Genomic DNA, 26,673 nt, shown 5'->3' on the forward strand with positions numbered 1-26,673 from the left:
CTGTCCGCTCCTATTCCGCTGCTTCGGCGACCGGCGTCGGCCGAAAGTCGTCCGGGAAATGGTTGAGTGCACTCATCACTGGATATGGGGTGAAGCCGCCGAGAGCGCAAAGCGAGCCGAACTTCATCGTGTTGCAAAGGTCGGTGACCAGCGCGATCTGCTTTTCCGGTTCGACGTTCTGGGCGAGCCGGTCCAGCACCTCGACACCGCGCGTCGAGCCGATGCGGCACGGCGTGCACTTGCCGCAGCTCTCGATGGCGCAGAATTCCATGGCAAAGCGTGCCTGCTTCAGCATGTCGGCGCTGTCGTCGAAAACGACGATGCCGGCATGGCCGATCAGCCCGTCCTTGGCGGCAAACGCTTCGTAGTCGAACGGCGTGTCGAACAGCGCGCGCGGGAAATAGGCGCCGAGCGGGCCACCCACCTGCACCGCTTTGACCGGGCGTCCCGTCGCCGTGCCGCCGCCGATATCGTCGACGATCTCGCCCAGCGTCATGCCGAACGCCGCCTCGTAGAGACCGGGATACTTGACGTTGCCGGCAATCTGGATCGGGATGGTGCCGCGTGAACGGCCCATGCCGAAATCCTTGTAGAAGGCGGCGCCCTTGTCCATGATCACCGGCACCGAGGCCAGCGAGATGACGTTGTTGATCACTGTCGGCTTGCCGAACAGGCCCTTGTGCGCCGGCAGCGGCGGCTTGGCCCGCACCTGTCCGCGCTTGCCTTCGAGGCTGTCGAGCAGGGCGGTTTCCTCGCCGCAAACATAGGCGCCGGCGCCGACGCGCACTTCCATGTCGAATGAATTGGCCGAGCCGAGCACATTGACGCCGAGCACGCCGGCCTTGCGGGCGATCTCGACGGCCTTCTGCATCACCGCCACCGCGTGCGGATATTCGGAGCGGATATAGATAAAGCCCTTGGTCGCGCCGGTGGCGATGCCGGCGATCGCCATGCCTTCGATCAGCACGAAGGGGTCGCCTTCCATGATCATGCGGTCGGCGAACGTGCCGGAATCGCCTTCATCGGCATTGCAGACGATGTATTTGCGGTCGGCCGACGTATCGAGCACAGTTTTCCATTTGATGCCAGTCGGGAAGCCGGCGCCGCCACGACCGCGCAGCCCGGACTCGGTCACCTGCTTGACGACCTCGGCCGGCGTCATCGCCACTGCATTCTGCAGGCCCTTCAGCCCGCCATGCGCCTTGTAGTGATCGAGCGACAGCGGATCGGTGACGCCGCAGCGCGCAAAGGTCAGCCGCGTCTGCCTGGCAAGGAACGGGATCTTGTCCGGTGCGCCCAGCCAGCGCTTGTGGTGGCCGCCGGTGAGAAAGCCGCAGTCGAACAGGCTTTTGACGTCGGAGGGCTTCACCGGCCCATAGGCGACGCGGCCACTAGCTGTTGCCACTTCGACCATCGGCTCGAGGAAATAGGCGCCGCGCGAGCCGTTGCGCACGATCTTGGCCTCGATGCCGCGCTCGGCCAGTTCCGCCCGAATCGCCTTGGCGACCTTTTCCGCGCCGAGCGCCAGCGCGCCGGAATCGCCGGGAATATAGATACGCGGGATCATGAGCGCACCTCGGCAACGATCTCGTTGAGCTTTTCGTCGTCGAGCCGACCGATCACCTCCCCGTCCAGCATCGCCGACGGTGAGCAGGCGCAAAGGCCGAGGCAATAGACCGGCTCCAGCGTCACCGAACCGTCACGGGTTGTCTCGTGGAAGCCGATGCCCAGCAATGATTTGAGCTTGGCGGCGATCGCATCCGAACCCATCGACTGGCAGGCTTCCGCCTGGCAGAGCTTCAGCACATGGCGGCCAGCCGGCTGGCTGCGATAATCGTGATAGAAGGTCACGACGCCGTGCACCTCGGCCCTGGAGATGTTCAGCGCCTCGGCGATGACCGGAAGCGCGTCCTGCGGCACATAACCGAACTCTTCCTGGATGCCGTGCAGGATCGGCAGCAGCGGGCCTTCGAGGCCTTTCAGCTCGTGGATGATCGCCGCGGTGCGCGATGCGATCTCGGTACTTGCAGGCTGCATCGTCATGCAGCGCCCTCCCTGGTCGTGGCGGTCTTCCGCTAAGTGCTTAGGAAATCAGAGGAAACCCGCTAAATCAATAAAGCCGATCCGTTGCTCGATAGAAATTTTCTATCGTTCGCAGTCACCAGCATTGTCTAGCCTAGCGGCGGCCGCGGAAATCGTCCGCCAGCGCCATTGCCTCGTCCAACAGCGCCGAGACGAGCGGCGTGTGCGGTTCGCGCCGCGCCGCCACCAGCCCGACCGTGTGGCTTGCGTCGGGCTCGACGATCGGGATCGCCCGGATCGGCTCGGAAAAACCGAAGGTTTCCGAGAGGTTAAGCGGCATGATCGACGACCATTTGCCGGTGCGGATATGCGAAAACAGCACGATCATCGAGTTGGATTCCAATGTCGGCCGCACCTGCACGCCGGCTTCGGCCAGATGCTGGTCGATGATGCGGCGGTTCTGCATGTCCGGCGTCAGCAGGCAGAGCGGCAGCTGGCTGAGTTCCGCCCATGTCACTTTGTCGCGGTCGGAATAGGGGTTCCCGACGGCGGTGATCAGTTGGTAGCGCTCGTCGTAGAGCGGCACGCTGGTGACGCGTCCGAGCGGCTCGTTGTCGAGATAGGTGACGCCGGCGTCGATGTCGAAATTGCCGAGCAGCGACAGCACCTCGATTGAGGTCCGCGACAGCACCGAGAAGGTGACGCCGGGGTGCTTTGCCCGAAACGGCGTCGTCAGTCGCGCCACCATGGCCAGCGCCGTCGGGATCGCGGCGATGCGGATGCGCCCTGACAGGCCGTGGCGTGCCGCCCGCATCTCCTCGCGCATGGTCCTGCTGTCGCCGACGATGCGGCGCGCCCACACCAACACCTGCTTGCCTTCCGGCGTCAATCCCTGGAAGCGCGAGCCGCGCAGCACCAGCATCACGCCGAGCTGGCCTTCCAGCTGCTTGATGCCGGCCGAAAGCGTCGGTTGGGTGACGCCGCACACCTCCGCCGCCCGACCGAAATGTTCTTCCCTGGCAAGTGCTATGAAGAATTCCAGCTTGTCGATCATGCCGTCGGGAGCCTGTCACGGACGCTGTGTCCGATTGTAGCGCGCAACGTCGTGGAAATCGCCTTCGGCCGCAAGCCGCCTGTGTAAATCGCCCGCATCCACATCTTTCAGCCGGCTTACTGTTTCCCGCGATGGAATGCGGCGCTATGTGGATGAGACGGGGGTCGTGGACTGGACACGACGGGAGATCGAACATGCTGGGCTGGTTCCGCAAGCTTTTGCCGCGCGAAGATCGCTTCTTCGACCTGTTCGAGCGGCATTCCCGCACCGTGGTCGGTGGCGCCGAGGCACTGCAGCAGCTTTTGCAGGGCAACGACATCGACCGCTGGTGTCAGACGATCATCGATCTCGAGGACGAAGCCGATCAGATCACCGCGGAAGTGCTGCTGGCCGTGCGCCGCTCCTTCATCACGCCCTTCGACCGTGGCGACATCAAGGACCTGATCCAGTCGATGGATGATGCCATCGACATGATGCACAAGACCGTCAAGACGGTAAAGCTGTTCGAAAAGAAGGAATTCGACCCGCTGATGCAGGAAATGGGGGGCGTCATCGTCGAGGCCGCCAAGTTGGTGGCCGAGGCGATCCCGCTGCTCGGCAAGGTCGGGGCGCATACGGTGCGCCTCAACGCCATCGCCGAGGAAGTCATGCGCGCCGAAGGCCGGGCCGACGACCTGCACGAACAGGGCCTGAAGGACCTGTTCAAGCGGCACGGCCGCAGCGATCCGATGGCCTATCTGATCGGCAGCGAGATCTACGGCCAGCTGGAAAAGGTGGTCGACCGCTTCGAGGACGTCGCCAACGAAATCAGCGGCATCGTCATCGAGAACGTATAGTGGAAGCCGCGATAGCCTTTCCGGTGCTGGTCGGCCTTGTCGTCGTCGCGCTGTTCTTCGATTTCCTCAACGGCCTGCACGATGCCGCCAACTCTATCGCCACCATCGTCTCCACCCGGGTGCTGCGGCCGCATTATGCGGTGTTCTGGGCGGCCTTCTTCAATTTCATCGCCTTCATGTTCTTCGGTCTCCACGTAGCGGAGACGCTCGGAACCGGCATCATCGACGCCAGCATCGTCACGCCGGCAGTGGTCTTCGCAGCACTTGTCGGCGCCATCGTCTGGAATATCGTCACCTGGCTCGTCGGAATTCCGTCCAGCAGCTCGCACGCGCTGATCGGCGGTTTGGTCGGCGCCGGCGTTGCCAAGGCAGGCACCGGTGCCATCGTCTGGACCGGGTTGGGCAAAACGACGGCGGCCATCGTGCTATCGCCGGCGGCAGGTTTTCTGCTGGCGCTCGTCCTGATCCTCGCGGTCTCCTGGCTGTTCGTGCGGCGGACGCCGTTCGCCGTCGACAGCACCTTCCGCGTCATGCAGTTCTTTTCCGCCTCGCTCTATTCGCTCGGCCATGGCGGCAACGACGCGCAGAAGACTATGGGCATCATCGCCGTGCTGCTCTATTCGCAAGGCATGCTCGGCGCGAATTTTTACGTGCCGCTGTGGGTCGTCATCACCTGTCAGTCGGCGCTGGCGCTGGGCACGTTGCTCGGCGGCTGGCGCATCGTCCACACCATGGGCTCGAAGATCACCCGGCTGAACCCGATGCAGGGTTTCTGCGCCGAGACCGGCGGAGCGATCACCCTGTTCGCCGCCACCTGGCTCGGTATTCCTGTATCGACCACGCACACGATCACCGGCGCCATCATCGGCGTCGGCGCCGCCCGCCGCGTCTCCGCCGTTCGCTGGGGCATTGCCGGTAACATCGTGGTGGCATGGATCGTCACCCTGCCGGCAACCGCGGCGATCGCGGCTCTCACCTACCTCGCGGTCGGCCTGGCATGGTGACAGCACCGTAGCACTGCGCGGCAGGCGATGCGCCGTATCTACCTATCCACAAGGTTCAGGATGTTGCCGTCCGGATCCTTGAACCATGCGACCTTCATGCCCTGACCGACATGAACATCGCCCTCCAGCGTCAGGCCTGGCATGTCGTAATGCTCGAAGGTCACGCCCTTCGATTTCAATGCCTCAACGATCTTGCCGAGTTCGTCGCCGACCGTCCATGTCACAGCCGTCGCCTTGTTGGTTCCAGCGAAGTTCGAACGGTAGACGTTGATGCTGGTGTCGCCGCTTTTATAGACGATCAGTTCGCCACCTTCATTGTGCACCTCTTTCAGGCCAAGGACCCCTTCGTAGAATGCCCTGGCCTTGGCCAGGTCCTTCACGGCGAGATTGGCCGTCGCGTTGCTGTTTGCGAGCATGATTCGTCTCCTTCCCTGGCTGTCATTCCATGCTCATGAAATAGGCTGCGTTGCCGATTTGGCGACCGCTGCTCCCACTGGAAATGCCGTCATATGCTCGCTGCCTCCCCGATACGCCGCTGCAATTGGTGGTCCATCGCTTGGTTCTGTTCCGGAACTGCATTATCTGGAGCGGAAAAGTAGAGGAAAACTCATGCCCGCCGCCAATGAAAACGTGACCAAGGAAATCGTTATCGAGCGCCTGAAGACGGTCAATGGGCCGGATTTCACCGGCAATATCGTCGACCTCGGCCTGGTTTCCGAGATTTTCATTGCCGATGCCAAGGTGTTCTTTTCGATCACCGTTCCCGCTGCCCGTGCCCAGGAGATGGAACCGCTGCGTGCGGCGGCCGAACGTGTCGTCAAGGCGATCCCCGGTGTTGCCGGCGCCGTGGTCGCGTTGACGGCGGAAAAGAAGGGCGGCGGCATGGAGGCGCCGGTTCCGCAAAGACCGGCTCAGAGGCCCGCTCCGCCGGCCGCACCTGCGCGTCCCGCGCCGCAGGCGCCCGCCTCGCACAGCCAGGGCAAGCGCGGCGTACCCGGCATCGAAGCGATCATCGCCGTCGCTTCCGGCAAGGGCGGCGTCGGCAAGTCGACCACCGCCGTCAATATCGCCCTTGGGCTTGCCGCCAACGGGCTGCGGGTCGGGGTGCTCGATGCCGACATTTATGGCCCTTCCATGCCGCGTCTGCTCAACATTCGTGGCAGGCCGCAGACCGTCGACGGCAAGATCCTGAAGCCGATGCAGAATTATGGCCTCAAGGTCATGTCGATGGGCTTCCTCGTCGATGAGGAGACGCCGATGATCTGGCGCGGGCCGATGGTGATGTCGGCATTGACGCAGATGCTGCGCGAGGTCGAATGGGGACCGCTTGATGTGCTCGTCGTCGACATGCCGCCCGGCACCGGCGACGCCCAGCTGACCATGGCCCAACAGGTGCCGCTGGCCGGCGCCGTCATCGTCTCGACGCCACAGGACTTGGCCCTGATCGATGCGCGCAAAGGCCTCAACATGTTCAGGAAGGTCGACGTGCCGCTATTGGGTATCGTCGAAAACATGAGCTATTTTCTCGCCCCCGATACGGGAAAACGCTACGACATCTTCGGCCATGGCGGCGCGCGCCGCGAGGCCGAGCGTCTCGGCGTCACCTTCCTTGGCGAAGTGCCGCTCGAGATGGGCATCCGCGAAAGCTCCGATGCCGGCACGCCGGTGGTGGTCTCCAAGCCGGATGGCGCTGAGGCGAAAATCTATCGCGACATCGCCGCCAGGGTCTGGGACCGCGTCAATGAAGAGCGCGGCGCGGCCGAGGCTGCAGTGCCGAGCATCGTGTTCGAGTGATGCGGATGTCCCTCCCCCAAGTGGGCCCCTTGAGGGGGAGGGTGGCCGGAAGGGTCAGGTAGGGTCCGCGGCGACGCGCTCCAACTCTCCGGGATAGCGGGCTGACAAACCACGATCCCGTCTAGCGCGGAGGCAGATGTATGTCTTTCGTACCAAAGAGCGGATTCGGATGGCGCGTGCCCCTTGCCTGCTCCCGCGCGTTGTCATATCGATTTGTCATACAAATACGGAGACCACGATGGCAGGCCCCCCCACTCACAAGAAAAAATTTCGCTCGCAGGAGTGGTTCGACAATCCCGACAATCCGGGCATGACGGCACTCTATCTGGAGCGCTACCTGAATTACGGGCTGACGCGGGCCGAACTGATGTCCGGCAAGCCGCTGATCGGCATCGCCCAGACCGGCTCGGACCTGTCGCCCTGCAACCGCCATCACATCGAACTGGCCAAGCGCGTGCGCGAAGGCATCGTCTCGATGGGTGGCATCCCTTTCGAGTTCCCTTGCCACCCGATCCAGGAGACCGGCAAGCGGCCGACTGCTGCACTTGACCGCAACCTTGCCTATCTCAGCCTGGTAGAGGTGCTCTACGGCTATCCGCTCGACGGCGTGGTGCTCACCATCGGCTGCGACAAGACGACGCCGGCCATGCTGATGGCCGCGGCCACCGTCAACATTCCGGCTATCGCGCTTTCGGTCGGCCCGATGCTCAACGGCTGGCACAAGGGCAAGCGCACCGGCTCCGGCACTATCGTCTGGGAATCGCGCCAGCGCCTGTCGGCCGGCGAGATTGGCTATGACGAGTTCATGGATATCGTTGCCTCCTCGGCGCCGTCGACCGGCTATTGCAACACGATGGGTACCGCCACCACGATGAATTCGCTGGCCGAGGCGCTCGGCATGCAATTGCCGGGCTCGGCCGCTATCCCCGCCCCCTATCGCGAGCGCGGCCAGATCGCCTACGAGACCGGAAAGCGCATCGTCGACATGGTGCATGAGGATCTGAAGCCCTCCGACATCATGACCCGTAAGGCCTTCGAGAACGCCATCGTCGTCAACTCGGCGATCGGCGGCTCGACCAATGCGCCGATCCACCTCAACGCCATCGCCCGCCATCTCGGCGTTTCGCTCGACAATGACGATTGGCAGAAGGTCGGCCTCAACATACCGCTCATCGTCAATCTGCAGCCGACGGGCGAATATCTCGGCGAGGACTATCACCATGCCGGCGGCGTGCCGGCCGTGGTCGCCGAACTGATGAAGGGCGGCCTGCTGCCCTATCCGGAAGCCATGACAGCTAACGGCAAGACCATCGGCGACAATTGCAGCGGCGCCGTCAACGAGAACCTCGACGTCATCCGCACGGTTGCCGAGCCGTTGAAAGCCAATGCCGGCTTCATCAATCTCAAGGGCAATCTGTTCGATTCGGCGATCATGAAGACCAGCGGCATCTCGCCCGAATTCCGCGAGCGCTATCTGTCGAACCCGAAGGACCCCGAAGCCTTCGAGGGCAACGCCATGGTCTTCGACGGCCCCGAGGACTATCACGCCCGCATCGACGACCCGGCACAGGGCATCGACGAGCACACCATCCTGTTCATGCGCGGCGCCGGCCCGATCGGCTATCCCGGCGGCGCCGAAGTCGTCAACATGCAGCCGCCTGCCTATCTGATCAAAAAGGGCATCCACGCGCTGGCCTGTATCGGCGACGGTCGCCAGTCGGGCACGTCGGGCTCGCCATCGATCCTCAACGCCTCGCCGGAAGCCGCCATCGGCGGCGGCCTGGCGCTGCTGAAGACCGGCGACCGCGTCCGCATCGACCTGCGCAAGGGCACCGCCGACATCCTCGTCAGCGACGACGAGATCACGCGGCGCCGCGCCGAGCTGCAAAACAATGGCGGCTATCAGTATCCGAAGCACCAGACGCCCTGGCAGGAAATCCAGCGCGGCATGGTCGACCAGTTTTCCGAAGGAATGGTGCTGAAGCCGGCGGTGAAATACCAGGATGTGGCTCATACAAGCGGCGTGCCGAGGGACAATCACTGACCAGGGTCCGTCGCACGAGCCAGCCGCCGGTGCAGGCAATTTGCCGAGGTCAGCGCCAGGAGGGGTAGGGGTGGGGGTACATCGTAGAGCGAAAGCCTCGGCTTTCCACCTGCGATAGCCTGCCGTTAATGGGCAGAAATGCCCGGCACAGGGTTGGACGCGGTCATTTGTCAACAGCGATTGCTCCCGCGAGAACGGCAATGCTTGACAAGCGGGCGTGACAAATCCACGATCATCGCAAGGGGTGCATCGCGACGACCCCGTGAGGCGTCAGCCCAACGTTCGCGTCCAAGCTTCTCTTTCAAGGAGGTGGACGCCATGCCGTCAACAACCGCTATCACTGTATCGCAACTGTCCCGTCTGATTGGGCTGCCGGGTGCACCCGCAATCATCGACGTCCGCATCGATGATGACTACAACGCCGATCCGCGCCTGCTGCCGGGGTCGGATCGTCGTGATTTCAGGAGTGTCTCGAACTGGGCTGCCGACTTCGCCGGCAGGCAAGTGACAGTTGTCTGCCAACAGGGAAAAAAGCTCTCGCAAGGCGTGGCCGCATGGCTACGGCAGGAGGGCGTTGCCGCCGAATCGCTCGATGGCGGGTTTGAAGCGTGGCGCGATGCCAAGGGCCTTCTCGTTCACGCCGACAAGATACCGCCCGCCGATGCCAAGGGCCGCACCGTTTGGGTGACGCGTACGCGCCCGAAGATCGACCGCATCGCCTGCCCCTGGCTGATCCGGCGCTTCATCGATCCTCACGCGGTCTTTCTCTTCGTCGAGCCGGCCGAAGTGGCGGCCGTCGCCGATCGCTTTCAGGCCATCCCCTTCGACATCGAGAACGTGTTCTGGAGCCACCGCGGCGAACGCTGCACCTTCGACACCATGATCGAGGAGTTCGGGCTCAAATCCGAAGCGCTCGATCGCCTGGCCACGATCATACGCGCTGCCGATACTGCGAGCCTCGATCTTGTTCCACAGGCGGCCGGGTTCCTGGCCGCCTCGCTTGGCCTGTCACGGATGTTTCGCGACGATCTGGAGCAGCTCGAGGCCGGCATGCTGCTTTACGATGCGTTCTTCCGCTGGTGCCGCGATGCCACCGAGGAGACGCATAACTGGCCGGTCGCCGGCGCAGTCAGTCTCGGCACAGGCAAACCATCGTGAGCGCCGTCCTTTCGAAAAAGCCGGCGGAGATTCAGGAGCCCGCTGTGCCGAGCTTCCGGCAGGCCGTGAAGGTCTGGGCAAAAATCGGCGTGCTCAGCTTTGGCGGCCCGGCCGGGCAGATCGCGCTCATGCACAAGGAACTGGTCGAGGAACGGCGCTGGATCGGCGAACAGCGCTTTCTGCATGCGTTGAACTACTGCATGCTGCTGCCTGGCCCCGAGGCCCAGCAACTCGCCATCTATATCGGCTGGTTGCTGCACAAAACGGCCGGCGGCCTTGTTGCCGGCATTCTCTTCGTCGTGCCGGGCGCGCTTGTCATGCTCGTCCTGAGCAGCCTCTATGCGCTCTATGGCGATGTACCGCTCGTCGCGGCGCTGTTTTTCGGGGTCAAGGCGACCGTGCTCGCCATTGTCATCGACGCGGTGATCCGGATTGGCAGACGCGCGCTGAAAAACCCGGTCATGGTGTCGATCGCACTCGCCGCCTTCATTGCCATCTACGCGTTGAACGTGCCGTTTCCGCTGATCGTGCTGCTTGCCGGGCTGGCAGGCTGGATCGGCAACCGTAGTGCGCCGGCAGTTTTTTCCGGCGCCTCGCATGGCAAGGGCGATGTTCCCGACATAAAGGGCGTGGTCGATCTGATGTTCGAGCGCGGTGAACTGACCCACGTCAGGCCGACACGATGGCACGCGCCGCGCACTTTGGCGATCTGGCTGCCGATCTGGCTGGGGCCTGTTCTGCTGGTCTGGGCTTTCACCGGCCCTGCCAGCGTTTGGACTCAAATCGGTGGCTTCTTCAGTGTCATGGCGGTCGTCACCTTCGGCGGCGCCTACGCAGCCCTTGCCTATGTCGCGCAGGCAGCGGTCGAGTACTTCGGCTGGCTGGCACCCGGTGAAATGGTCGACGGCCTCGGACTTGCCGAAACCACGCCGGGTCCGCTCATCCTGGTCTTGCAGTTCGTCGGCTTCGTTGCCGCGTTCCGCCAGCCGGGCTTGCTGGCGCCGCTGCTTGCCGGACTGTTTGGCGGGCTGTTCACGCTGTGGGCGACGTTTACCCCATGTTTCCTATGGATATTCCTTGGGGCGCCTTACATCGAAGCGCTGCGCGGCAACAAGGCGCTGTCGGCGGCGCTCGGTGCGATCACCGCCGCCGTCGTCGGCGTCATCATGAATCTCGCTCTATGGTTCGGCTTGCACGTCATCTTCGGCGAAGTGCGCAATGTCGGGCTTGGAATGGACGTGCCGGTGCTTTCATCGATAGACTGGCGCGCGGCGCTGCTTTCCTGTGCCTCGATGATCGCCATTCTGAAGCTGAAGATCGGTATGCTGCCGACGCTTGCCGGATCGGCGCTGGCCGGTGTCTTGTTGCTGGCGGCGAGCGGGTAACGCTCAGCCGCCCATTCTGCTTCGCGGCAGCTTGATCATATCGCCGAAGCGGGCGCGCAATTTGTCGTCGACCGGCTTTGGCACATGGCGCGGGAAGCGTTCGGCAAGCACGCGTTTCTTCTCGATGATCGCCCGCTGCAGGATATCGGGCCTGCCTTTCTCATTCCATTCCTTCGGCGAAAAGCGGTCGCCGACGGCCGGATAGAAATATTCGGTCTGCATCAGCCGCAGCGTCTGCTCGTTGCCGAGATAATGGCCCGGGCCCTTCAGGCAGACATCGGCAATCGTGTCGATCGACAGCGACTCGTCCGTCACTTCGATGCCGCGCACGCAGCGCAGGCAGTGGCCGAGCATGTCGTTGTCGATGATCAGGCTCTCAAGGCAAAAGCCGAGCAGCGAGGCGTGCATGCCGGCCGATTCGTAAACCAGGTTGAGGCCGGCAAGACCGGCCATCACGTCGGTTATGCCCTTTTCGTAGCCGGACTGAATATCAGGCAGTTTCGAATCTGTCATGCCGGCGGCCGAACCACCCGGCAGGTCGTAAAATTGCGCCATCTGCGCGCAGGCCGCGGTCAGCACCGCCTGCTCGGCCGAACCGCCCGACATGGCGCCGGTCCGGAGATCCGAGACAAACGGCCAGGTACCGAAAATCGCCGGATGGCCTGGCTTGATGGCGTTGACGTAGATGAGGCCGACGAGCACTTCGGCGACCGCCTGCACCACGGCGCCGGCAATCGCCGCCGGTGCCGTCGCACCCGCCTGTCCTGCCGACAGCAGCAGGATCGGAATGCCGCCCTCGACGCAGGCTTCGAGAACGCCACAGGCGTCCTCGGCAAACTTCATCGGCGGCACGACAAAGCAGTTCGAATTGGAGACGAAAGGCCGCGCGCGAAAATTCTCTTCGCCGCCCGCGATCGCATAGAGCATGTCGAGCGCCGGCTTGACGTTCTCACGCACGGTAAACGAGGTGCCGACATGCTTCGACGTGCCCATGACGCAGGCGTAGAGCGTGTTGAAATCCATATCGAGCGGGTCGGGAATGTCGCGCGGCACCATCGGCCGCTGAAAGAAATGGATGTTGTCGAGCCCTTCGACCAGGCGCGCGGCATCATAAATGTCCTGCAGCAGCGACTCGCGATACTCACGCTTTTCGACATCGACAAGATGCACCGCAGCACCGGCCGTGCCGTAGTGCACACGCTTGCCCTGGATCACCATGTCGTGCTTCGGATCCTGGCCGTGGAGGGTGAAATGCCGCGCCGCGTTCTTGATGGTGTCGAGCACAAGGCCGCGAGGAAAGCGCAGGCGGCCGTCCTCACTGAAGGTCGCGCCGGCTTTGGTCAGCGCCTCGATGCAGGAGGGGATGGCGTTGGCGAAGCCGACCGTCTCCAGAAGGGTAAGCACGGCCTCGTGGATACGTTCGCAATCGCTGCCGCTGAGCGGGCTGTAGCTTCCGCCTTCGAGGCCGGCACGCACCGGCTTGACGTCGTCGGCAAGCGGTGCCGCCCGCATGGCGCGGCGCGCCTCGCGCCCGCCGGACCGCCGCGAACGCTGGTCTGCGGACACGTCCTGCTTCTCATGGGCCATTGGCATGAAGGACTCCAACTTTAGCTGCGGAGCGGGCGCAGCGGTTGGTCCACCATCGGCCTGCTCCGTCCCCTCTATACAGCGACTATGCCGCCGGCATTGGCACAGCCTATGTGCCAGCCGGTCCCGTCGCATATGCCAAGGAGCTAAAGAACCGGAGCCGCACTACATGCGCCAGGCTCCGGTCGGGGAAGGGAGATCAGGCCGCTGCCGGCCTGCGTCCAGCTGCCGTCGCAAGTTCGCGGATACCGGGTTCGATGTGCTGCAACGCGATCGAGGAAATGCCCAAGCGCATGAAACGCGATGGCTTTTCGGTGCGGTCGAAGAAGCGGTCGCCAGGCTCGATGATGACGCTGCGCGAGGCCGCGGCCTCCGCCAGCCCGCGCGAATCGGTGCCGCGCGGCCCCTCGAGCCAGAGCGACGTGCCGCCGGCCGAATCGGTCGAGCGCCACTCCGGCAGGAAGGCGGAAATCGCATGGACCAGACGCTTGCGCCTCTCGTCGAAGGCGCTCGACAGCCGCCGCACCAGCGCCTCGTGATGGCCGAGCGACAGGAACAATGCGACGGCGCGCTGGTTGTTCGCCGGCGGATGGCGCAGCATGAAGCGGCGGAGCGCCCGAAGCTCGGAGATCAGCCCGGCCGAGGCGACGATGTAGCCGAGCCTGAGGCCGGGAGCCAGCGTCTTCGACATCGAGCCGACATAGACGACGCGGCCGGAGCGATCGAGGCTCTTCAGCGCCTGCTGCGGCGCCTCGTCCAGGAGCTGGCTGTCATATCCGTCCTCGATGATGATCTGGTTGTGCCGGTTGGCGCGCGCCAAAAGCTCCTGCCGCCGCTCTGCCGACAGCGGCACCATGGTCGGGCAATGGTGGCTGGGCGTGACGAAGACGAAGCCGGAATCATTGGGAATGGCCGAGGTTACGATGCCGGAGTGGTCGACCGGAACCGGCTGGATCTCGGCGCCGGCCAGCCGGAAGATCGAACGTGCATCGGGATAGCCGGGGTCCTCCATCGCCACCTTGGAGCCCTTGGTCATCAACAGCGTCGCCAGCATGTAAAGCGCGTTCTGGGCGCCCAACGTCACGATGATCTCGTCCGGATTGGCGAAGATGCCGCGTCGCGGCAGCAGCCGTGCCTGGATCTGCTCGATCAGGAGCGGATCGTCGCGGTCGACCATGTCGGATGCCCAGTTGCGGATTTCGAGCACCGCCAACGCCATGCGGTTGCACTCGCGCCATTCGGCGGTCGGGAACAGCGCCGGGTCGAATTGGCCATAGACGAAGGGGTATGACGACTTGATCCAGTTGTCGTGCTTGGCCGGCGGCGGCATGTCGCTCGCCGCGATCTGCCGACGCGCCTTCCAGTCGATCTCGTTGGCCTGGTCGGGCGCCTTCTGATGCGGCTTGGCCGGCGTCGCCAGCACTTCGGGATTGACGAAATGGCCGCGGCGCTCGCGCGCCACCAGGAAGCCCTGGTCGACCAGTTGCTGGAAGGCCAGCACCACGGTGCCGCGCGCCACGCCGAGTTTTTCGGCAAGAATCCGGCAGGACGGAAGCGGCATGGAAGCCGCGATCTGCCGGTCGAGGATGGCGGCGACGATCGCCTGGCGGATCTGCGCCTGCAGGGTCTGACCGGATTCCGCCGAAATCCGGAACAGGCCGGACCAAATGGCCGTGTCGTTTCGCTGTGGCATGGGAGATGTTCCTCGATGGCCAGCTTTTTTCACATGGCTGGACCAGTCGAATGTACCGGTGGCACAAGGTGTTGCGCCAATCAATTTTTCTGATCGCTGGGATTTATGCCAGTGATCCTTTGAGCCGGCCCACGCTGCGCTGCGGCATCGCTGCGCATTGAAACAGATGGGATTCGACCCGATAGTTTGCCGCGACGACACGCGCCGGAAACATCCGGCCTGATAAGATGCATCTCAAGAGACCGGAGCGAAGCAGTGGATCAATCGCCCTTTCAAAAGCAGCTCGACGCATTGCGCGATCACCGTGCGGCCAAATCGGGCTCGATGCGCGAGGCTTTCGCTGCCGATCCGCAGCGCTTCGAGAAATTCTCCGCCAGTGACGGCGACCTGCTGCTCGACTGGTCGAAATGCGCGGTCGATGCGCGGACTATGGAGTTGCTGGAGAAACTGGCTGAGGCCGCTGACCTCGAAGGCCGGCGCGACGCGATGTTTGCCGGCAAGAAGATCAACGTCACTGAAGGCCGCGCCGTGCTGCACACGGCGCTGCGCAACCTGACCGGCAAGGGCATCGTGCTCGACGGCCAGGACGTGAAGGCGGAAGTCCTTGCCGTACTCGACGCGATGGGTGCCTTCGCCGACGCGGTGCGTTCCGGCAAGGCGGCCGGCGCGACCGGCAAGAAGATCACCGACATCGTCAACATCGGCATCGGCGGCTCCGATCTCGGCCCGGCCATGGCGACGCTGGCGCTGGCGCCCTATCATGACGGGCCGCGCGCGCATTACGTATCCAATATCGACGGTGCCCATATCCACGACACGCTGAAGGGTCTTTCCGCCGAAACCACCCTGTTCATCATCGCCTCCAAGACCTTCACCACGGTCGAGACGATGACCAATGCCGAAACCGCGCGCAGATGGGTCGAGAAGGCGCTCGGCAAGGAAGCGGTCGGCAAGCATTTCGCCGCCGTCTCGACGGCGCTCGACCTGGTCGCCAAATTCGGCATCGCGCCCGATCGCGTCTTCGGCTTCTGGGACTGGGTCGGCGGGCGCTATTCCGTCTGGGGTGCGATCGGTCTGCCGGTGATGATCGCCATCGGCCCGAAGGATTTTCGCGCCTTTCTCGACGGCGCCCATGAGATGGACGAGCATTTCCGCACCGCCCCGCTGGCGAAGAACCTGCCGGCGCTGATGGGGCTGATTGGCTGGTGGCACCGCGTGATCTGCAAATACCCCGCTCGCGCCGTCATCCCCTACGATCAGCGTCTGTCCAGGCTGCCGGCCTATCTGCAGCAGCTCGACATGGAATCGAACGGCAAGAGCGTCACCCTGGACGGCGGCGCTGTAACGACGCCGACCGGCCCGCTGGTCTGGGGCGAGCCCGGCACCAATGGCCAGCATGCCTTCTTCCAACTTCTGCATCAGGGCACCGATTTCATTCCGGTCGAATTCCTCGCCGCTGCCGTCGGCCACGAGCCGGAACTGAAGCATCACCACGACCTTCTGCTTGCCAATTGCCTGGCGCAGTCGGAAGCCTTCATGAAGGGCCGCACGCTTGAGGAAGCCCGAGCGCAGATGCTGGCGAAAGGCATGAAGCCGGCCGATGTCGACAGGATTGCTCCGCACCGCGTCTTCTCCGGCGACCGCCCCTCAGTGACGATCCTCTACAGGAAACTCGACCCCCACACGTTCGGACGGCTGATTGCGCTTTACGAACACCGCGTCTTCGTCGAAGGCACGCTGTTCAACATCAACTCCTTCGACCAGTGGGGCGTCGAGCTCGGCAAGGAACTGGCGACCGGGCTGCTGCCCGTCGTTGAAGGCAAGGAGAACGCCGCAAAGCGGGATGCCTCGACTGCTGGACTGGTGGAATACATCCACCGCTTGCGCGGCCCGGAGTGAAAAGCTTGGCGGACATCAAGGGAATATTGTTCGACAAGGACGGCACGCTCGTAGATTTCAACGCGACATGGCTGGGCATCGCCGACTTCATGGCGATGGATGCGGCCGAAGGCGATCGCTGGAAAGCAGACAGGCTGCTTGCGGCGGCGGGCTTCGACTTCGCCACCAAGCGCTTCAAGCCGGATTCGATTTTTGCCTCCGGCACCAACATGGACGTCGTCGAGCTGTGGTTTCCACGGCTGTCCGACGAGGACCAGATGCTTGCCGTCGCCCGCTTCAACGCCATCACCTCGGCGCAAGGATCGGCAATGGCGGTGGCGCTGCCGGGCGTGGTCGAGACGCTTGGCCTGCTTCACAGAAAATCCTACCGGCTTGGTGTCGCCACCAACGACTCGACCAGCGGCGCGGAAAAGACCCTGGTCACGCTGGGCGTCGCGCAGCTTTTCGACGCCGCCTATGGTTACGACGCGGTGGCCAATCCAAAACCGGCGCCGGATACGATCCTTGCCTTCTCTGATCTGACGGGGCTCAGGCCCTCGGCAATCGCCATGGTCGGCGACAACCGTCACGATCTTGAAATGGCGCGGGCGGGCGGCTGCGGTCTGGCGGTCGGCGTGCTGTCCGGCACCGGCACACGTGAATCGCTGTCCCAGATAGCCGACGTCATTCTGGATTCGGTGGCCGACCTGCCTGATTTTCTTTCGGCGCGGGTCAGCGAGACAGTCTAGACTCGCAGCTAGCTAGTCCGAACGAGAACACGCCGCTCGGTTTCATCGCCGCATTCCTGCCTTCGCCGACATCCGGCACCTCGTATTCGGCCAGCAGGCGAAGCCGCGAGCGGGGCAGATAGGCGCGGCCCGGATCGCCGATCAGCACGGCGATGCCGGCTGCAAGGCAGCGGTCGAGGAAGGGGACGACCCGGCCGGCGAGATCATGGGCGTAGAACAGGTCGCCGACCACCACGACATCCACCGGTGGCGGCGGACCGCTGGTGATGTCTTCGCCAATGATCATGATAGCGACGCCGTTCGCAGTCGCGTTGAGGCCGAGCGCAACCACACCGTTGTGATCGATCTCGGCCGCGATCACCGCGCTGGCTCCGGCCTTCGCCGCCGCGATGCCGACGAGGCCGGAGCCGGCGCCGAGGTCGAGCACGCGACGGCCGGCCACGGTCTCCGGCCGGTCGAATATGTAGCGGGCGAGCACCGCGCCGCCGGCCCAGACATAGGCCCAGTACGGTGGCTCCGGTTCAGGTCCGTCTTCTTCGGTCGCATGTTGGTTCCATTCGAGAAGCCGCCTGAGCCCGCTTCCCGGATGGGCGGTGTAAAGCCGAATTTCGGGAAGCGCGGGCACGGGGGCGATCCGCATGTTCGCCCGGATGAACTGTGCCGGCTCCGGGCGCGAACCTATGCTCACGGCGTTGGCGCCGGCGATGCAATCGCTCAAGCTGCGCCTAGCCCCGCAACGCCCGTCGCAGGATCTTGCCGACCGGTGTCTTCGGCAGCTCGGTGCGGAACTCAATATACCTGGGACGCTTGTAGCCGGTCAGGTTCTCACGGCAATAAGCCGTCAGCATGTCGGCGGTCACTGCCGGGTCCTTCTTGACGACGAACAGCTTCGGCACTTCACCCGAATGCTCGTCCGGCACGCCGATCGCGGCAACTTCGAGTACGCCTGGATGCTGCGCCACCACTTCCTCGAGTTCGTTCGGATAGACGTTGAAGCCGGAAACCAGGATCATGTCCTTCTTGCGGTCGACGATCTTGGTGTAGCCAAGCTCGTCCATGAAGCCCATGTCGCCCGATTTGAAGAAGCCGTCCTCGGTCATCACCTTGGCGGTCTCGTCCGGCCGGTTCCAGTAGCCGGCCATCACCTGCGGTCCGCGGATGCAGATTTCGCCGACTTCGCCGAGCGGCAAATTGTTGCCGTCGTCGTCGCGGATCGCGATCTCGGTCGAGGGCAGCGGCAGGCCGATCGTGCCGGTGTAAACGCCGTCGCTGAATTTGTTGATCGTTGCTCCCGGCGAGGTCTCGGTGAGCCCGTAGGCCTCGCTGATCGGGCAGCCGGTCAGCGCCTTCCAGCGTTCGGCGATGGCCCTCTGCACCGGCATGCCGCCACCCAGCGTCAGGATCAGCGGCTTGAAATCGAGCTTGCGAAAATCCTCATTATTGAGCAGCGCATTGAACAGCGTGTTGAGGCCCGGAAAGATGTGGATCGGGTATTTCTGCAGCTCCTTGACGAAGCCGGGAATGTCGCGCGGATTGGGGATGAGGACATTCTGCGCGCCTTGCTGCATGCCTACCAGCACGTTCGCCGTCAGCGCAAAAATGTGATAGAGCGGCAGCGCGCAGAGGAAGTTCAGATGCGCCGGCTTCGGCTTGACGGTAAAAGCGTCTTCGGCCCACAGCGCGTTCTGCGCGACGTTCGCCAAAATGTTGCTGTGCAAAAGCATCGCGCCCTTGGAGATGCCGGTCGTGCCGCCCGTGTATTGCAGGAAGGCGATGTCGTCGGCCGCGACCCTTGCGGGCCTGAAGGCCTTGCCGGTGCCCGCCTTCAGCGCGGCGTTGAACTTGACATGGCCGGGCAGCGACCATGCCGGCACCATCTTCTTGACGCGGCGTACAACGAAGTTGACGATCGTTCCCTTGAGCCCGCCGAGCATGTCGCCCATCGAGGCGACCACGACATGCTTGACCGCGGTCCTGGCGATCACCGCCTGCAGGGTGCAGGCAAAATTTTCGAGGATGACAATGGCTTGAGCGCCGGAATCCTTGAGCTGGTGCTCCAGCTCGCGCGGCGTGTAGAGCGGATTGATGTTTACCACGACATAGCCGGCGCGAAGCACTGCCATCATCGCCACCGGATATTGCAGCACATTCGGCATCATCAGCGCGACGCGCGCGCCCTTCTGCAGCCCCGTTGATTGCAGATAGGCGCCGAAGGCGGCCGACTGTCGCTCGAGGTCGGCATAGGTGATCGATTTGCCCATGCAGACGAAAGCCGGCCGGCTTGCAAACTGCTTGCACACGGTGACGAGAAAGTCGCCGATCGAGCTGGAGGGCAGGGCGCCGATCTCGGCCGGCACGATCTTTGGATAACTCTTGAGCCACGGTTTTTCCGGCAGGCCGGCGGCCAGCGACGTGATCGCCTTTGGTAATCTCTTGGCCGGACCTGCCGGCAGTCGTGGCGCTGTCGGCACTGCCTTCGCCGCCGGCTTGGCGGCAGACTTTGCAGCAGGCGCCGTCTTGCCGGTTGCCGGTTTAGCAGCCGCTCCAGCCGTGGTCTTCGCCGCCGGCTTCGCGCTTGCCTTCGCGGTAGCCGTCGGCTTGGCGGCGGCCGCTTTTGACTTGACTGCTTTCGATGTTGCCTCGGCCTTTGCTTTCGCCGCGTTGGTTGTCTTTGCCGGTTTTGCCACCTGTCGCTCCCTCAATCGTTCTTATTGTTTCGGCATGCTTGCGCGCCACCACCGCCCTGATCACAACGATATCCCACGCTTGCCGCAATGTCCGGAACGTGGGAAAATCCGGCACGCTGCCCACCTATCTATGTATTGCCACAAGCGACGGCCGTGCAAGCCTCGCCACCTGGAGCGCGGTAAGACTTGCCGTCAAACCTCTCGGCCGCGACCGGTTTTCGGATGCGCATCTCTTGAACCGAACGGCTCGATTCCCACAATTGGCGGCATCGCCGATCAACAAAAAATTGAAGTCGCTAATAATGTCGTGATCTGCGGATTCGGCTCGTTTTTTCCACAATTTGCCGCGTGCCGGAATTTTTTTCTGCTTCCCGTGGGTTAGGCAAACAAGCAGTTCCAAAGCTAGAAAAACGGTGCTTATATGCGGCCTTCGCGAGCCTGATAGAGGGGCTTGGAAGAACATCAGGGAGTGCTCAATGAAAAAGAAACTGACTTTTGCAGCCGCGTTGCTGGCTGCAAGCGTCCTCGGCGGCATGGCCAATGCAAAACAACTGGTCTATTGCTCGGAGGCTTCGCCGGCCGGCTTCGACCCGTCGCCATGGAGCGGCGGCAACGACTTCGACGCCTCGTCGCGCACCATCTATTCGCGCCTGGTCGAGTTCGAGCATGGCAAGACCACCATCTCGCCCGGCCTGGCCGAGAGCTGGACGGTTTCCGACGACGGTCTCGAATACACCTTCAAGCTTCGCCCGGGTGTGAAATTCCAGACGACCGATTATTTCACGCCGACGCGCGACCTCAACGCCGACGACGTGATCTTTTCCTTCGAACGCCAGTGGAAGAAAGAAAGCCCGTGGTACAGCTATCTGGAAGGCACCGGCTGGGAATATTTCACCGGCATGGGCTTTCCCGACCTCCTGAAGGAAATCGTCAAGGTCGACGACCTGACGGTGAAATTCGTGCTGAACAAGCCTGAAGTCGCGTTCCTGCCGGACCTCGGCATGGATTTCGCCTCGATCGTCTCCAAGGAATATGCCGACCAACTCGACAAGGCCGGCACCAGGCAGCAGTTCACCCAGAAGCCGGTCGGCACTGGTCCGTTCCAGTTCGTCGACTATCAGGTCGATGCGGTCGTGCGCTATGCAGCATGGGACGGCTACTATGGCGGGCGACAGAAGATCGACGATCTGATCTTCGCCATCACGCCCGATCCGGCCGTACGCGCGCAGAAGCTGAAGGCAGGCGAGTGCGATATCATGTCATACCCGGCGCCGGCCGACATTGCCGGACTGCAGGCTGACGCGAACCTCAAGGTCGACGAGCAGGAAGGCCTGAACATCGGCTACATGGCTTACAACACGACGCAGCCGCCCTTCGACAAGGTCGAGGTCCGCAAGGCCCTCAACATGGCGGTAAACAAGAAGGCGATCATCGACGCGGTCTATCAGGGCGCCGGCGCGCCGGCCATCAACCCGATCCCGCCGACCATGTGGTCCTATAACAAGGACATCAAGGACGATCCCTATGATCCGGAGGCGGCCAAGAAGATGCTGGCCGATGCAGGCGTCAAGGATCTGTCGATGAAGATCTGGGCTATGCCGGTCAGCCGCCCCTACAACCCGAACGCCCAACGCGTCGCCGAGTTGATCCAGGCCGACTATGCCGCCGTCGGCGTCAAGGCGGAGATCGTCAGTTACGAATGGACCGAGTATCGCCAGCGCGGCAAGGCTAAGGATCGCGACGGCGCCTTCCAACTGGGCTGGACCGGTGACAATGGCGATCCGGACAACTTCTTTTTCCTGCTCGGTTGCGATGCCATCGGCCAGTCCAATTATGCGATCTGGTGCAACCAGGAATTCGAAGCCCTGCTGAAAAAAGGCAAGGCGACGACGGACGTCGCCGAGCGCACCAAGATCTACGAGGAAGCTCAGGTGGTGTTCAAGCGTGAGGCTCCGTGGCTGACCATCGCCCACTCCAAGGTCTTCATGCCGATGAACAAGAAGGTGTCGGGCTTCGTTATGGACCCGCTCGGCATTCATCGGTTTGACGGCGTCGACGTCACCGAATAAGTCCTGAGAAATTGAGCGGCGGCGCTGGACTTCCCGCGCCGCCGTTCTATGAAGCAAGATGCTCCGTTATCTCGTCCACAAGCTCGCTTTGATCATCCCGACCGTGTTCGGCATATCGCTGGCGGCGTTTGCTTTCGTCCGGCTTCTGCCCGGCGATCCTATCCTGGCCCTGGCGGGCGAGCGCGGCGTCAGCCCCGAGCGCTACGCCCAGCTCATCGAGCAGTTTGGCTACAACCGGCCCTATGTCATCCAATACCTGGAATATATCGGCAGGGTCCTGACCGGCGATTTCGGCATATCTATTGCCACCAAGCGGCCAGTGCTCGGCGAATTCCAGGCGCTGTTTCCAGCCACGCTGGAACTGGCGACAGTGGCGTTGATCATCGCCGTCCTGCTCGGCATTCCTGCCGGTATCTTCGCCGCGGTCAAGCGCGGCTCGTGGTTCGACCAGGCTACGATGGGTGTCGCGCTGACCGGCTATTCGATGCCGATCTTCTGGTGGGGGTTGCTGCTCATTATCTTCTTCTCCGGCTATCTCGGCTGGACGCCGGTTTCCGGCCGCATCGGCCTGCAGTATTTCTTCAGGCCGACGACCGGGTTCATGCTCATCGACAGCCTGATCTCCGGCGGGAGCGGCGCTTTCAAATCTGCCGTCAGCCATTTGATCCTGCCGTCGATCGTGCTGGCGACGATCCCGCTTGCCGTCATAGCGCGCCAGACGCGCTCGGCTATGCTCGAGGTGCTGGGCGAGGACTATGTCCGCACCGCGCGCGCCAAGGGCCTGGCGCCTCGCCGCGTCATCGGTCTGCACGCTTTTCGCAACGCGCTGATCCCGGTAGTCACCACCATTGGACTGCAGGTCGGCACCTTGATGGCGGGCGCCATTCTGACCGAGACCATTTTTTCCTGGCCGGGCATCGGCAAATGGATGATCGATGCCATCGGCAAGCGCGACTATGTCGTCGTCCAGAGCGGATTGCTGATCATCGCGCTGATCGTCATGGCGGTGAACCTGATCGTCGACGTGCTCTACGCCGTCATCAATCCGCGCATCCGGGTACAGTGAGATGACCGACGAATCCGCCGCCGAAGCTACCGCCGCCTCCATCCCGACAGGCGGCAGGCAACGGGCTTTCGCCGAGTTCTGGCACTACTTCTCGATGAACACCGGCGCGGTCATCGGCCTTGTCGTGTTTTCGGCGCTGGTGCTGGTGGCGATCTTTGCGCCGTTCGTCGCCCCACATTCGCCCGACGAGCAGTTTCGCGATGCGCTGCTGGCACCCCCTGCCTGGCAGGAAGGCGGCAAATCGATGTTCCTGCTCGGCACCGACGCGGTCGGCCGCGACATGCTTTCACGGTTGATCTTCGGGGCGCGTTTCTCGCTGTTCATCGGTCTGGTGGTCGTTGTCTTCTCGCTCACCAGCGGCATCGTGCTTGGCGTGCTCGCCGGCTATTTCCGCGGCTGGGTCGACACTCTGATCATGCGCATCATGGATATCATCCTGGCCTTCCCGTCGCTGCTTCTGGCGCTGGTGCTGGTGGCGATCCTCGGCCCGGGCCTGTTCAATGCCATGCTGGCGATCGCGCTGGTGCTGCAGCCGCATTTTGCGCGCCTCACCCGCGCCGCCGTGATGGCCGAAAAGAACCGCGAATATGTCATCTCCGCCAAGGTGGCTGGTGCCGGTCATCTTCGCTTGATGGTGAGGACGATCCTGCCGAACTGCCTGGCACCGCTGATCGTGCAGGCGACGTTGTCCTTCTCCAACGCTATTCTCGAGGCTGCGGCGCTCGGCTTCCTCGGTGTCGGTGCGCAGCCGCCGACGCCGGAATGGGGCACGATGCTCGCCTCGGCGCGCGAGTTCATCCTGCGCGCGCCTTGGGTGGTGACCTTCCCCGGCCTTGCTATCCTGATCACTGTGCTTGCCATCAATCTGATCGGCGATGGCTTGCGCGATGCCTTCGATCCCAAGCTGAAGAGGTCATAATCCAATGCCTCTTCTCGAGATCAAGAACCTGACCGTTTCCTTCGACACCGCCGCTGGACCATTCATGGCGGTACAAGGCATCGACCTGTCGGTCGAACCGCGCGAGGTGCTGGCGATCGTCGGCGAATCCGGTTCGGGCAAGTCGGTGGCGATGCTGGCGGTGATGGGGCTTTTGCCCAACACCGCGACGGTGAGGGCCGACCGCATGGCCTTCGACGGCATCGACCTGCTCAAGCTCGGCCCATCCGAGCGGCGCAAGATCGTCGGCAAGGACATTTCGATGATCTTCCAGGAGCCGGTCGCCAGCCTCAACCCGTGCTTCACCGTCGGCTTCCAGATCGAGGAGGTGCTGCGCTTCCATATGGGCATGGACCGCGCCCAGCGCCGGGCGCGTGCCATCGAATTGATGAAGTTGGTCGGCATCGCCGACCCCGAGGAACGGCTGGGCTCCTTCCCGCACCAGATGTCGGGTGGTCAGTGTCAGCGCGTCATGATCGCCATCGCCATCGCCTGCAATCCCAAGCTTTTGATCGCCGACGAGCCAACCACGGCGCTCGATGTCACCATCCAGAAGCAGATCCTCGATCTGCTGGTCGGCCTGCAGGCCAAATATGGCATGGGCCTGATCATGATCACCCACAATATGGGGGTGGTTGCCGAGACCGCCGACCGTGTCATCGTCCAGTACAAAGGCCGCAAGATGGAAGAGGCCGACGTGCTGTCGCTGTTCGAGTCCCCCAAGAGCAACTACACGCGCGCGCTCCTGTCGGCGCTGCCCGAAAACGCCGTCGGCGACCGGTTGCCTACTGTTTCCGACATGCTGTTTGAGCCGGCCCCATCTGTAGTCGCAGCCCGGTCCGCAGGAGGAACCGCCTCATGAGCGTGACGGTAGTCGAAGGCAAGAACATCGTGCGCGACTATCATGTCGGTGGCGGGCTTTTCCGCCCTTCCCGTACGGTTCATGCGGTCAAGGGTGTTTCGTTCAGCGTCGACAAGGGCAAGACGCTGGCCATCGTCGGCGAGAGCGGCTGCGGCAAGTCAACACTCGCCCGCATCATCACCCTGATCGACCCGGCGACCTCCGGCGAGCTTTTCATCGACGGCAAGAAGGTAGACATCGGCAGGAACGGCCTGTCGAAGGAAATGCGCCGCAAGGTCCAGATCGTCTTCCAAAACCCTTATGGTTCGCTCAATCCACGCCAGAAGATCGGCGACGTGCTTGCCGAGCCGCTGCTCATCAACACCGACAGCACGGCCGACGAGCGGCGCGATCTTGCCATGAAGATGCTAAAGAAGGTCGGTCTCGGCCCCGAGCACTTTAATCGCTATCCGCATATGTTTTCGGGCGGCCAGCGCCAGCGGATCGCCATCGCCCGCGCGCTGATGCTCAACCCCAGCCTTCTGGTGCTGGACGAGCCGGTCTCGGCACTTGATCTTTCGGTGCAGGCGCAGGTGCTGAACCTGCTCGCCGACCTGCAGGACGAGTTTCAGCTAACCTATGTTTTCATTAGCCACGACCTGTCGGTGGTGCGCTACATCGCCGACGACGTGATGGTAATGTATTTCGGCGAAGCGGTCGAATACGGCTCGCGCGACGAGGTCTTCGCCGACCCCAAACACAGCTACACCAGGACGCTGTTCGCTGCGACGCCACGTGCCGACGTTGCCAGCATCAAGGCACGTTTGGCGAAGAAGAAGGCCGCCTGATCCGGCGAGGTTTGCCGGTCGGCTACCGCTTCTCGATCCCCGGAATGCCGGAGATCTGCTCGGCGAGAAAGTCGACCAGCAGCCGCACCCGGGCAATGCCCACACGCTCCGGAACGATCAGCATGCTCAGCGGGACGGGAGGCGGAAAATAGCCCGGCAGGACCACTTCCAGCCGGCCGGCCGCCAGGAGATCGTCGACAAGCCAATGGTGGGCGGGTGCGATACCGCGTCCGGCGACAAGGGCTTCGCGCGCGGCAAGCCCATGGTCGACCCGAAATCGATCGCCAAAGGGCACCGCAAAGCGTTTGCCGCCCGGCCCCTGCAGGGCGAGTGTGTCGCTTCCCGCGATGTTCGACATCCGGATGCCTTCATGGCCAGGCAGATCCTGCGGGACAGCCGGTCTGCCCCGCGCCGCCAGATAGGCCGGCGCCGCCACCAGCAGACGCCGGGATTGCCCGAGCGCCCGCAGTTTCATTGAGCTGTCGGTGAGCGGACCCAGGCGAAGCGCAATGTCGACGCCCTCCCGCACAAGATCGATGCGCTCGTCGGTGAGGCTAAGATCGATGCCGATATCGGGATAGCGGTCCTGAAAGGCGAAGATCAGCCGGCTGACGTGCAAGACCCCGAGCGCCGCCGTGCAGGATATCCGGATCGTGCCGGCCGACGCGCCGCGCGTGCCCCGCGCCTCATCGCCGGCCTGCTCAACGAGGCGCAGGACCTGGACGCTGTCGGCATAGTAACGGCTGCCTTCATCAGTCATCGTCACACGCCGGGTGGTCCTGCTGAGCAAGGGCACTCCGACGGCCTCCTCGAGTTCTCGCAAATGCCGTGTGACCGTCGACTGCCCAATTCCGAGCTCGCGCGCCACCGCCGAGAGGCTGCCGCGCTCGGCGACGCGAACGAAGGTGCGCATGCGCTCGAGAGTGACGTCCGATCTATCCATTATTCGGCATTATCTTATACATTTCCTACATATAGTGGATCATTCCGCGGCTGGCTACCTTTGGTGTCTATCGTCCTT

General features: G+C 63.2%; 23 protein-coding genes. 14 read left to right on the plus strand and 9 right to left on the minus strand.

Going from position 1 to position 26,673, the window contains the following annotated elements; genetic code table 11:
* Positions 1-10: 10 nt before the first annotated feature.
* From NKJ55_RS02465 to NKJ55_RS02475, 3 genes are all read right to left on the minus strand, one after another.
* Positions 11-1,567, minus strand: coding sequence for a formate dehydrogenase beta subunit (locus tag NKJ55_RS02465; RefSeq protein WP_352448522.1), 1,557 nt, complete (start codon positions 1,565-1,567; stop codon positions 11-13).
* A complete protein-coding gene (locus NKJ55_RS02470) occupies positions 1,564-2,043 on the minus strand; it encodes a formate dehydrogenase subunit gamma (RefSeq protein ID WP_352448523.1) in 480 nt (159 codons plus the stop codon). The genes NKJ55_RS02465 and NKJ55_RS02470 overlap by 4 nt, the downstream gene beginning before the upstream one ends.
* Positions 2,044-2,176: 133 nt before the next feature.
* The gene (locus NKJ55_RS02475; RefSeq protein WP_352448524.1) at positions 2,177-3,076 is read right to left on the minus strand and encodes a LysR family transcriptional regulator; all 900 of its coding nucleotides are present in this window, start codon (positions 3,074-3,076) and stop codon (positions 2,177-2,179) included.
* 194 nt (positions 3,077-3,270) lie between these two features.
* Between NKJ55_RS02475 and NKJ55_RS02480 the strand changes: the two genes are divergently transcribed.
* Together NKJ55_RS02480 and NKJ55_RS02485 are read left to right on the plus strand one after the other, a co-directional pair.
* A complete protein-coding gene (locus tag NKJ55_RS02480) occupies positions 3,271-3,912 on the plus strand; it encodes a DUF47 domain-containing protein (protein WP_023676807.1) in 642 nt (213 codons plus the stop codon).
* Entirely contained in the window at positions 3,912-4,916 is a 1,005-nt protein-coding gene (locus NKJ55_RS02485; protein ID WP_352448525.1) for an inorganic phosphate transporter, read from the plus strand. Before NKJ55_RS02480 ends, NKJ55_RS02485 begins: the two co-directional genes overlap by 1 nt.
* 38 nt (positions 4,917-4,954) lie before the next feature.
* Here the strand turns inward: NKJ55_RS02485 and NKJ55_RS02490 are convergent, their stop codons facing one another.
* Positions 4,955-5,332: a VOC family protein gene (locus NKJ55_RS02490; protein ID WP_352448526.1), complete on the minus strand. Its 378-nt coding sequence runs from the start codon at positions 5,330-5,332 to the stop codon at positions 4,955-4,957.
* Between the two features lie 193 nt (positions 5,333-5,525).
* Between NKJ55_RS02490 and NKJ55_RS02495 the strand changes: the two genes are divergently transcribed.
* From NKJ55_RS02495 to chrA, 4 genes are all read left to right on the plus strand, one after another.
* Positions 5,526-6,710 carry an Mrp/NBP35 family ATP-binding protein gene (locus NKJ55_RS02495; protein WP_352448527.1) on the plus strand — a complete coding sequence of 395 codons (1,185 nt, stop codon included), beginning with the start codon at positions 5,526-5,528 and terminating at the stop codon, positions 6,708-6,710.
* 238 nt (positions 6,711-6,948) lie between these two features.
* Positions 6,949-8,754 (plus strand): IlvD/Edd family dehydratase, encoded by a 1,806-nt coding sequence (locus tag NKJ55_RS02500; RefSeq protein ID WP_352448528.1) that lies wholly within the window; start codon positions 6,949-6,951, stop codon positions 8,752-8,754.
* 318 nt (positions 8,755-9,072) lie between these two features.
* The gene (locus NKJ55_RS02505; protein ID WP_352448529.1) at positions 9,073-9,912 is read left to right on the plus strand and encodes a chromate resistance protein ChrB domain-containing protein; all 840 of its coding nucleotides are present in this window, start codon (positions 9,073-9,075) and stop codon (positions 9,910-9,912) included.
* Positions 9,909-11,297 (plus strand): chromate efflux transporter, encoded by a 1,389-nt coding sequence (gene chrA / locus NKJ55_RS02510; protein ID WP_352448530.1) that lies wholly within the window; start codon positions 9,909-9,911, stop codon positions 11,295-11,297. Before NKJ55_RS02505 ends, chrA begins: the two co-directional genes overlap by 4 nt.
* Positions 11,298-11,300: 3 nt before the next feature.
* On the opposite strand, the gene NKJ55_RS02515 is transcribed toward chrA, so the two are convergent.
* The gene (locus tag NKJ55_RS02515; RefSeq protein WP_352448531.1) at positions 11,301-12,890 is read right to left on the minus strand and encodes a trimethylamine methyltransferase family protein; all 1,590 of its coding nucleotides are present in this window, start codon (positions 12,888-12,890) and stop codon (positions 11,301-11,303) included.
* Positions 12,891-13,083: 193 nt separating this feature from the next.
* Positions 13,084-14,577 carry a MocR-like pyridoxine biosynthesis transcription factor PdxR gene (pdxR, locus tag NKJ55_RS02520; RefSeq protein WP_023676815.1) on the minus strand — a complete coding sequence of 498 codons (1,494 nt, stop codon included), beginning with the start codon at positions 14,575-14,577 and terminating at the stop codon, positions 13,084-13,086.
* Between the two features lie 255 nt (positions 14,578-14,832).
* On the opposite strand from pdxR, the gene pgi reads away from it, so the two are divergent.
* Positions 14,833-16,476 carry a glucose-6-phosphate isomerase gene (gene pgi / locus NKJ55_RS02525; RefSeq protein ID WP_352448532.1) on the plus strand — a complete coding sequence of 548 codons (1,644 nt, stop codon included), beginning with the start codon at positions 14,833-14,835 and terminating at the stop codon, positions 16,474-16,476.
* 5 nt (positions 16,477-16,481) lie between these two features.
* Positions 16,482-17,204 carry an HAD family hydrolase gene (locus NKJ55_RS02530; RefSeq protein ID WP_352448533.1) on the plus strand — a complete coding sequence of 241 codons (723 nt, stop codon included), beginning with the start codon at positions 16,482-16,484 and terminating at the stop codon, positions 17,202-17,204.
* Here NKJ55_RS02530 and NKJ55_RS02535 read toward each other — a convergent pair.
* Both NKJ55_RS02535 and NKJ55_RS02540 read right to left on the minus strand, forming a co-directional pair.
* Positions 17,188-17,922, minus strand: a complete 735-nt coding sequence (locus tag NKJ55_RS02535; RefSeq protein ID WP_352448534.1) for a class I SAM-dependent methyltransferase — start codon at positions 17,920-17,922, stop codon at positions 17,188-17,190. The genes NKJ55_RS02530 and NKJ55_RS02535 overlap by 17 nt on opposite strands.
* Positions 17,923-17,929: 7 nt before the next feature.
* Entirely contained in the window at positions 17,930-19,561 is a 1,632-nt protein-coding gene (locus tag NKJ55_RS02540; RefSeq protein ID WP_352448535.1) for a long-chain-fatty-acid--CoA ligase, read from the minus strand.
* Between the two features lie 16 nt (positions 19,562-19,577).
* On the opposite strand from NKJ55_RS02540, the gene NKJ55_RS02545 reads away from it, so the two are divergent.
* The 6 genes from NKJ55_RS02545 to NKJ55_RS02570 all read left to right on the plus strand — a co-directional run bounded on the left by NKJ55_RS02545 (position 19,578) and on the right by NKJ55_RS02570 (position 25,652).
* On the plus strand, positions 19,578-20,273 hold the full coding sequence (locus NKJ55_RS02545) for a hypothetical protein (protein ID WP_352448536.1): 696 nt from the start codon (positions 19,578-19,580) through the stop codon (positions 20,271-20,273).
* 94 nt (positions 20,274-20,367) lie between these two features.
* Positions 20,368-21,960: an ABC transporter substrate-binding protein gene (locus tag NKJ55_RS02550; RefSeq protein ID WP_352448537.1), complete on the plus strand. Its 1,593-nt coding sequence runs from the start codon at positions 20,368-20,370 to the stop codon at positions 21,958-21,960.
* A 58-nt stretch (positions 21,961-22,018) separates the two neighbouring features.
* The gene (locus tag NKJ55_RS02555; RefSeq protein ID WP_352448538.1) at positions 22,019-23,026 is read left to right on the plus strand and encodes an ABC transporter permease subunit; all 1,008 of its coding nucleotides are present in this window, start codon (positions 22,019-22,021) and stop codon (positions 23,024-23,026) included.
* 1 nt (position 23,027) lies between these two features.
* The gene (locus NKJ55_RS02560) at positions 23,028-23,945 is read left to right on the plus strand and encodes an ABC transporter permease subunit (protein WP_023676823.1); all 918 of its coding nucleotides are present in this window, start codon (positions 23,028-23,030) and stop codon (positions 23,943-23,945) included.
* 4 nt (positions 23,946-23,949) lie between these two features.
* Entirely contained in the window at positions 23,950-24,825 is an 876-nt protein-coding gene (locus tag NKJ55_RS02565; protein ID WP_023676824.1) for an ABC transporter ATP-binding protein, read from the plus strand.
* Positions 24,822-25,652: a dipeptide ABC transporter ATP-binding protein gene (locus NKJ55_RS02570; RefSeq protein WP_352448539.1), complete on the plus strand. Its 831-nt coding sequence runs from the start codon at positions 24,822-24,824 to the stop codon at positions 25,650-25,652. Before NKJ55_RS02565 ends, NKJ55_RS02570 begins: the two co-directional genes overlap by 4 nt.
* 22 nt (positions 25,653-25,674) lie before the next feature.
* On the opposite strand, the gene NKJ55_RS02575 is transcribed toward NKJ55_RS02570, so the two are convergent.
* Positions 25,675-26,595: a LysR family transcriptional regulator gene (locus NKJ55_RS02575; RefSeq protein ID WP_352448540.1), complete on the minus strand. Its 921-nt coding sequence runs from the start codon at positions 26,593-26,595 to the stop codon at positions 25,675-25,677.
* Positions 26,596-26,673 lie beyond the last annotated feature (78 nt).

The organism is Mesorhizobium sp. M0106 (assembly GCF_040322715.1).
In the GTDB taxonomy this organism is placed as follows: Bacteria; Pseudomonadota; Alphaproteobacteria; order Rhizobiales; family Rhizobiaceae; genus Mesorhizobium.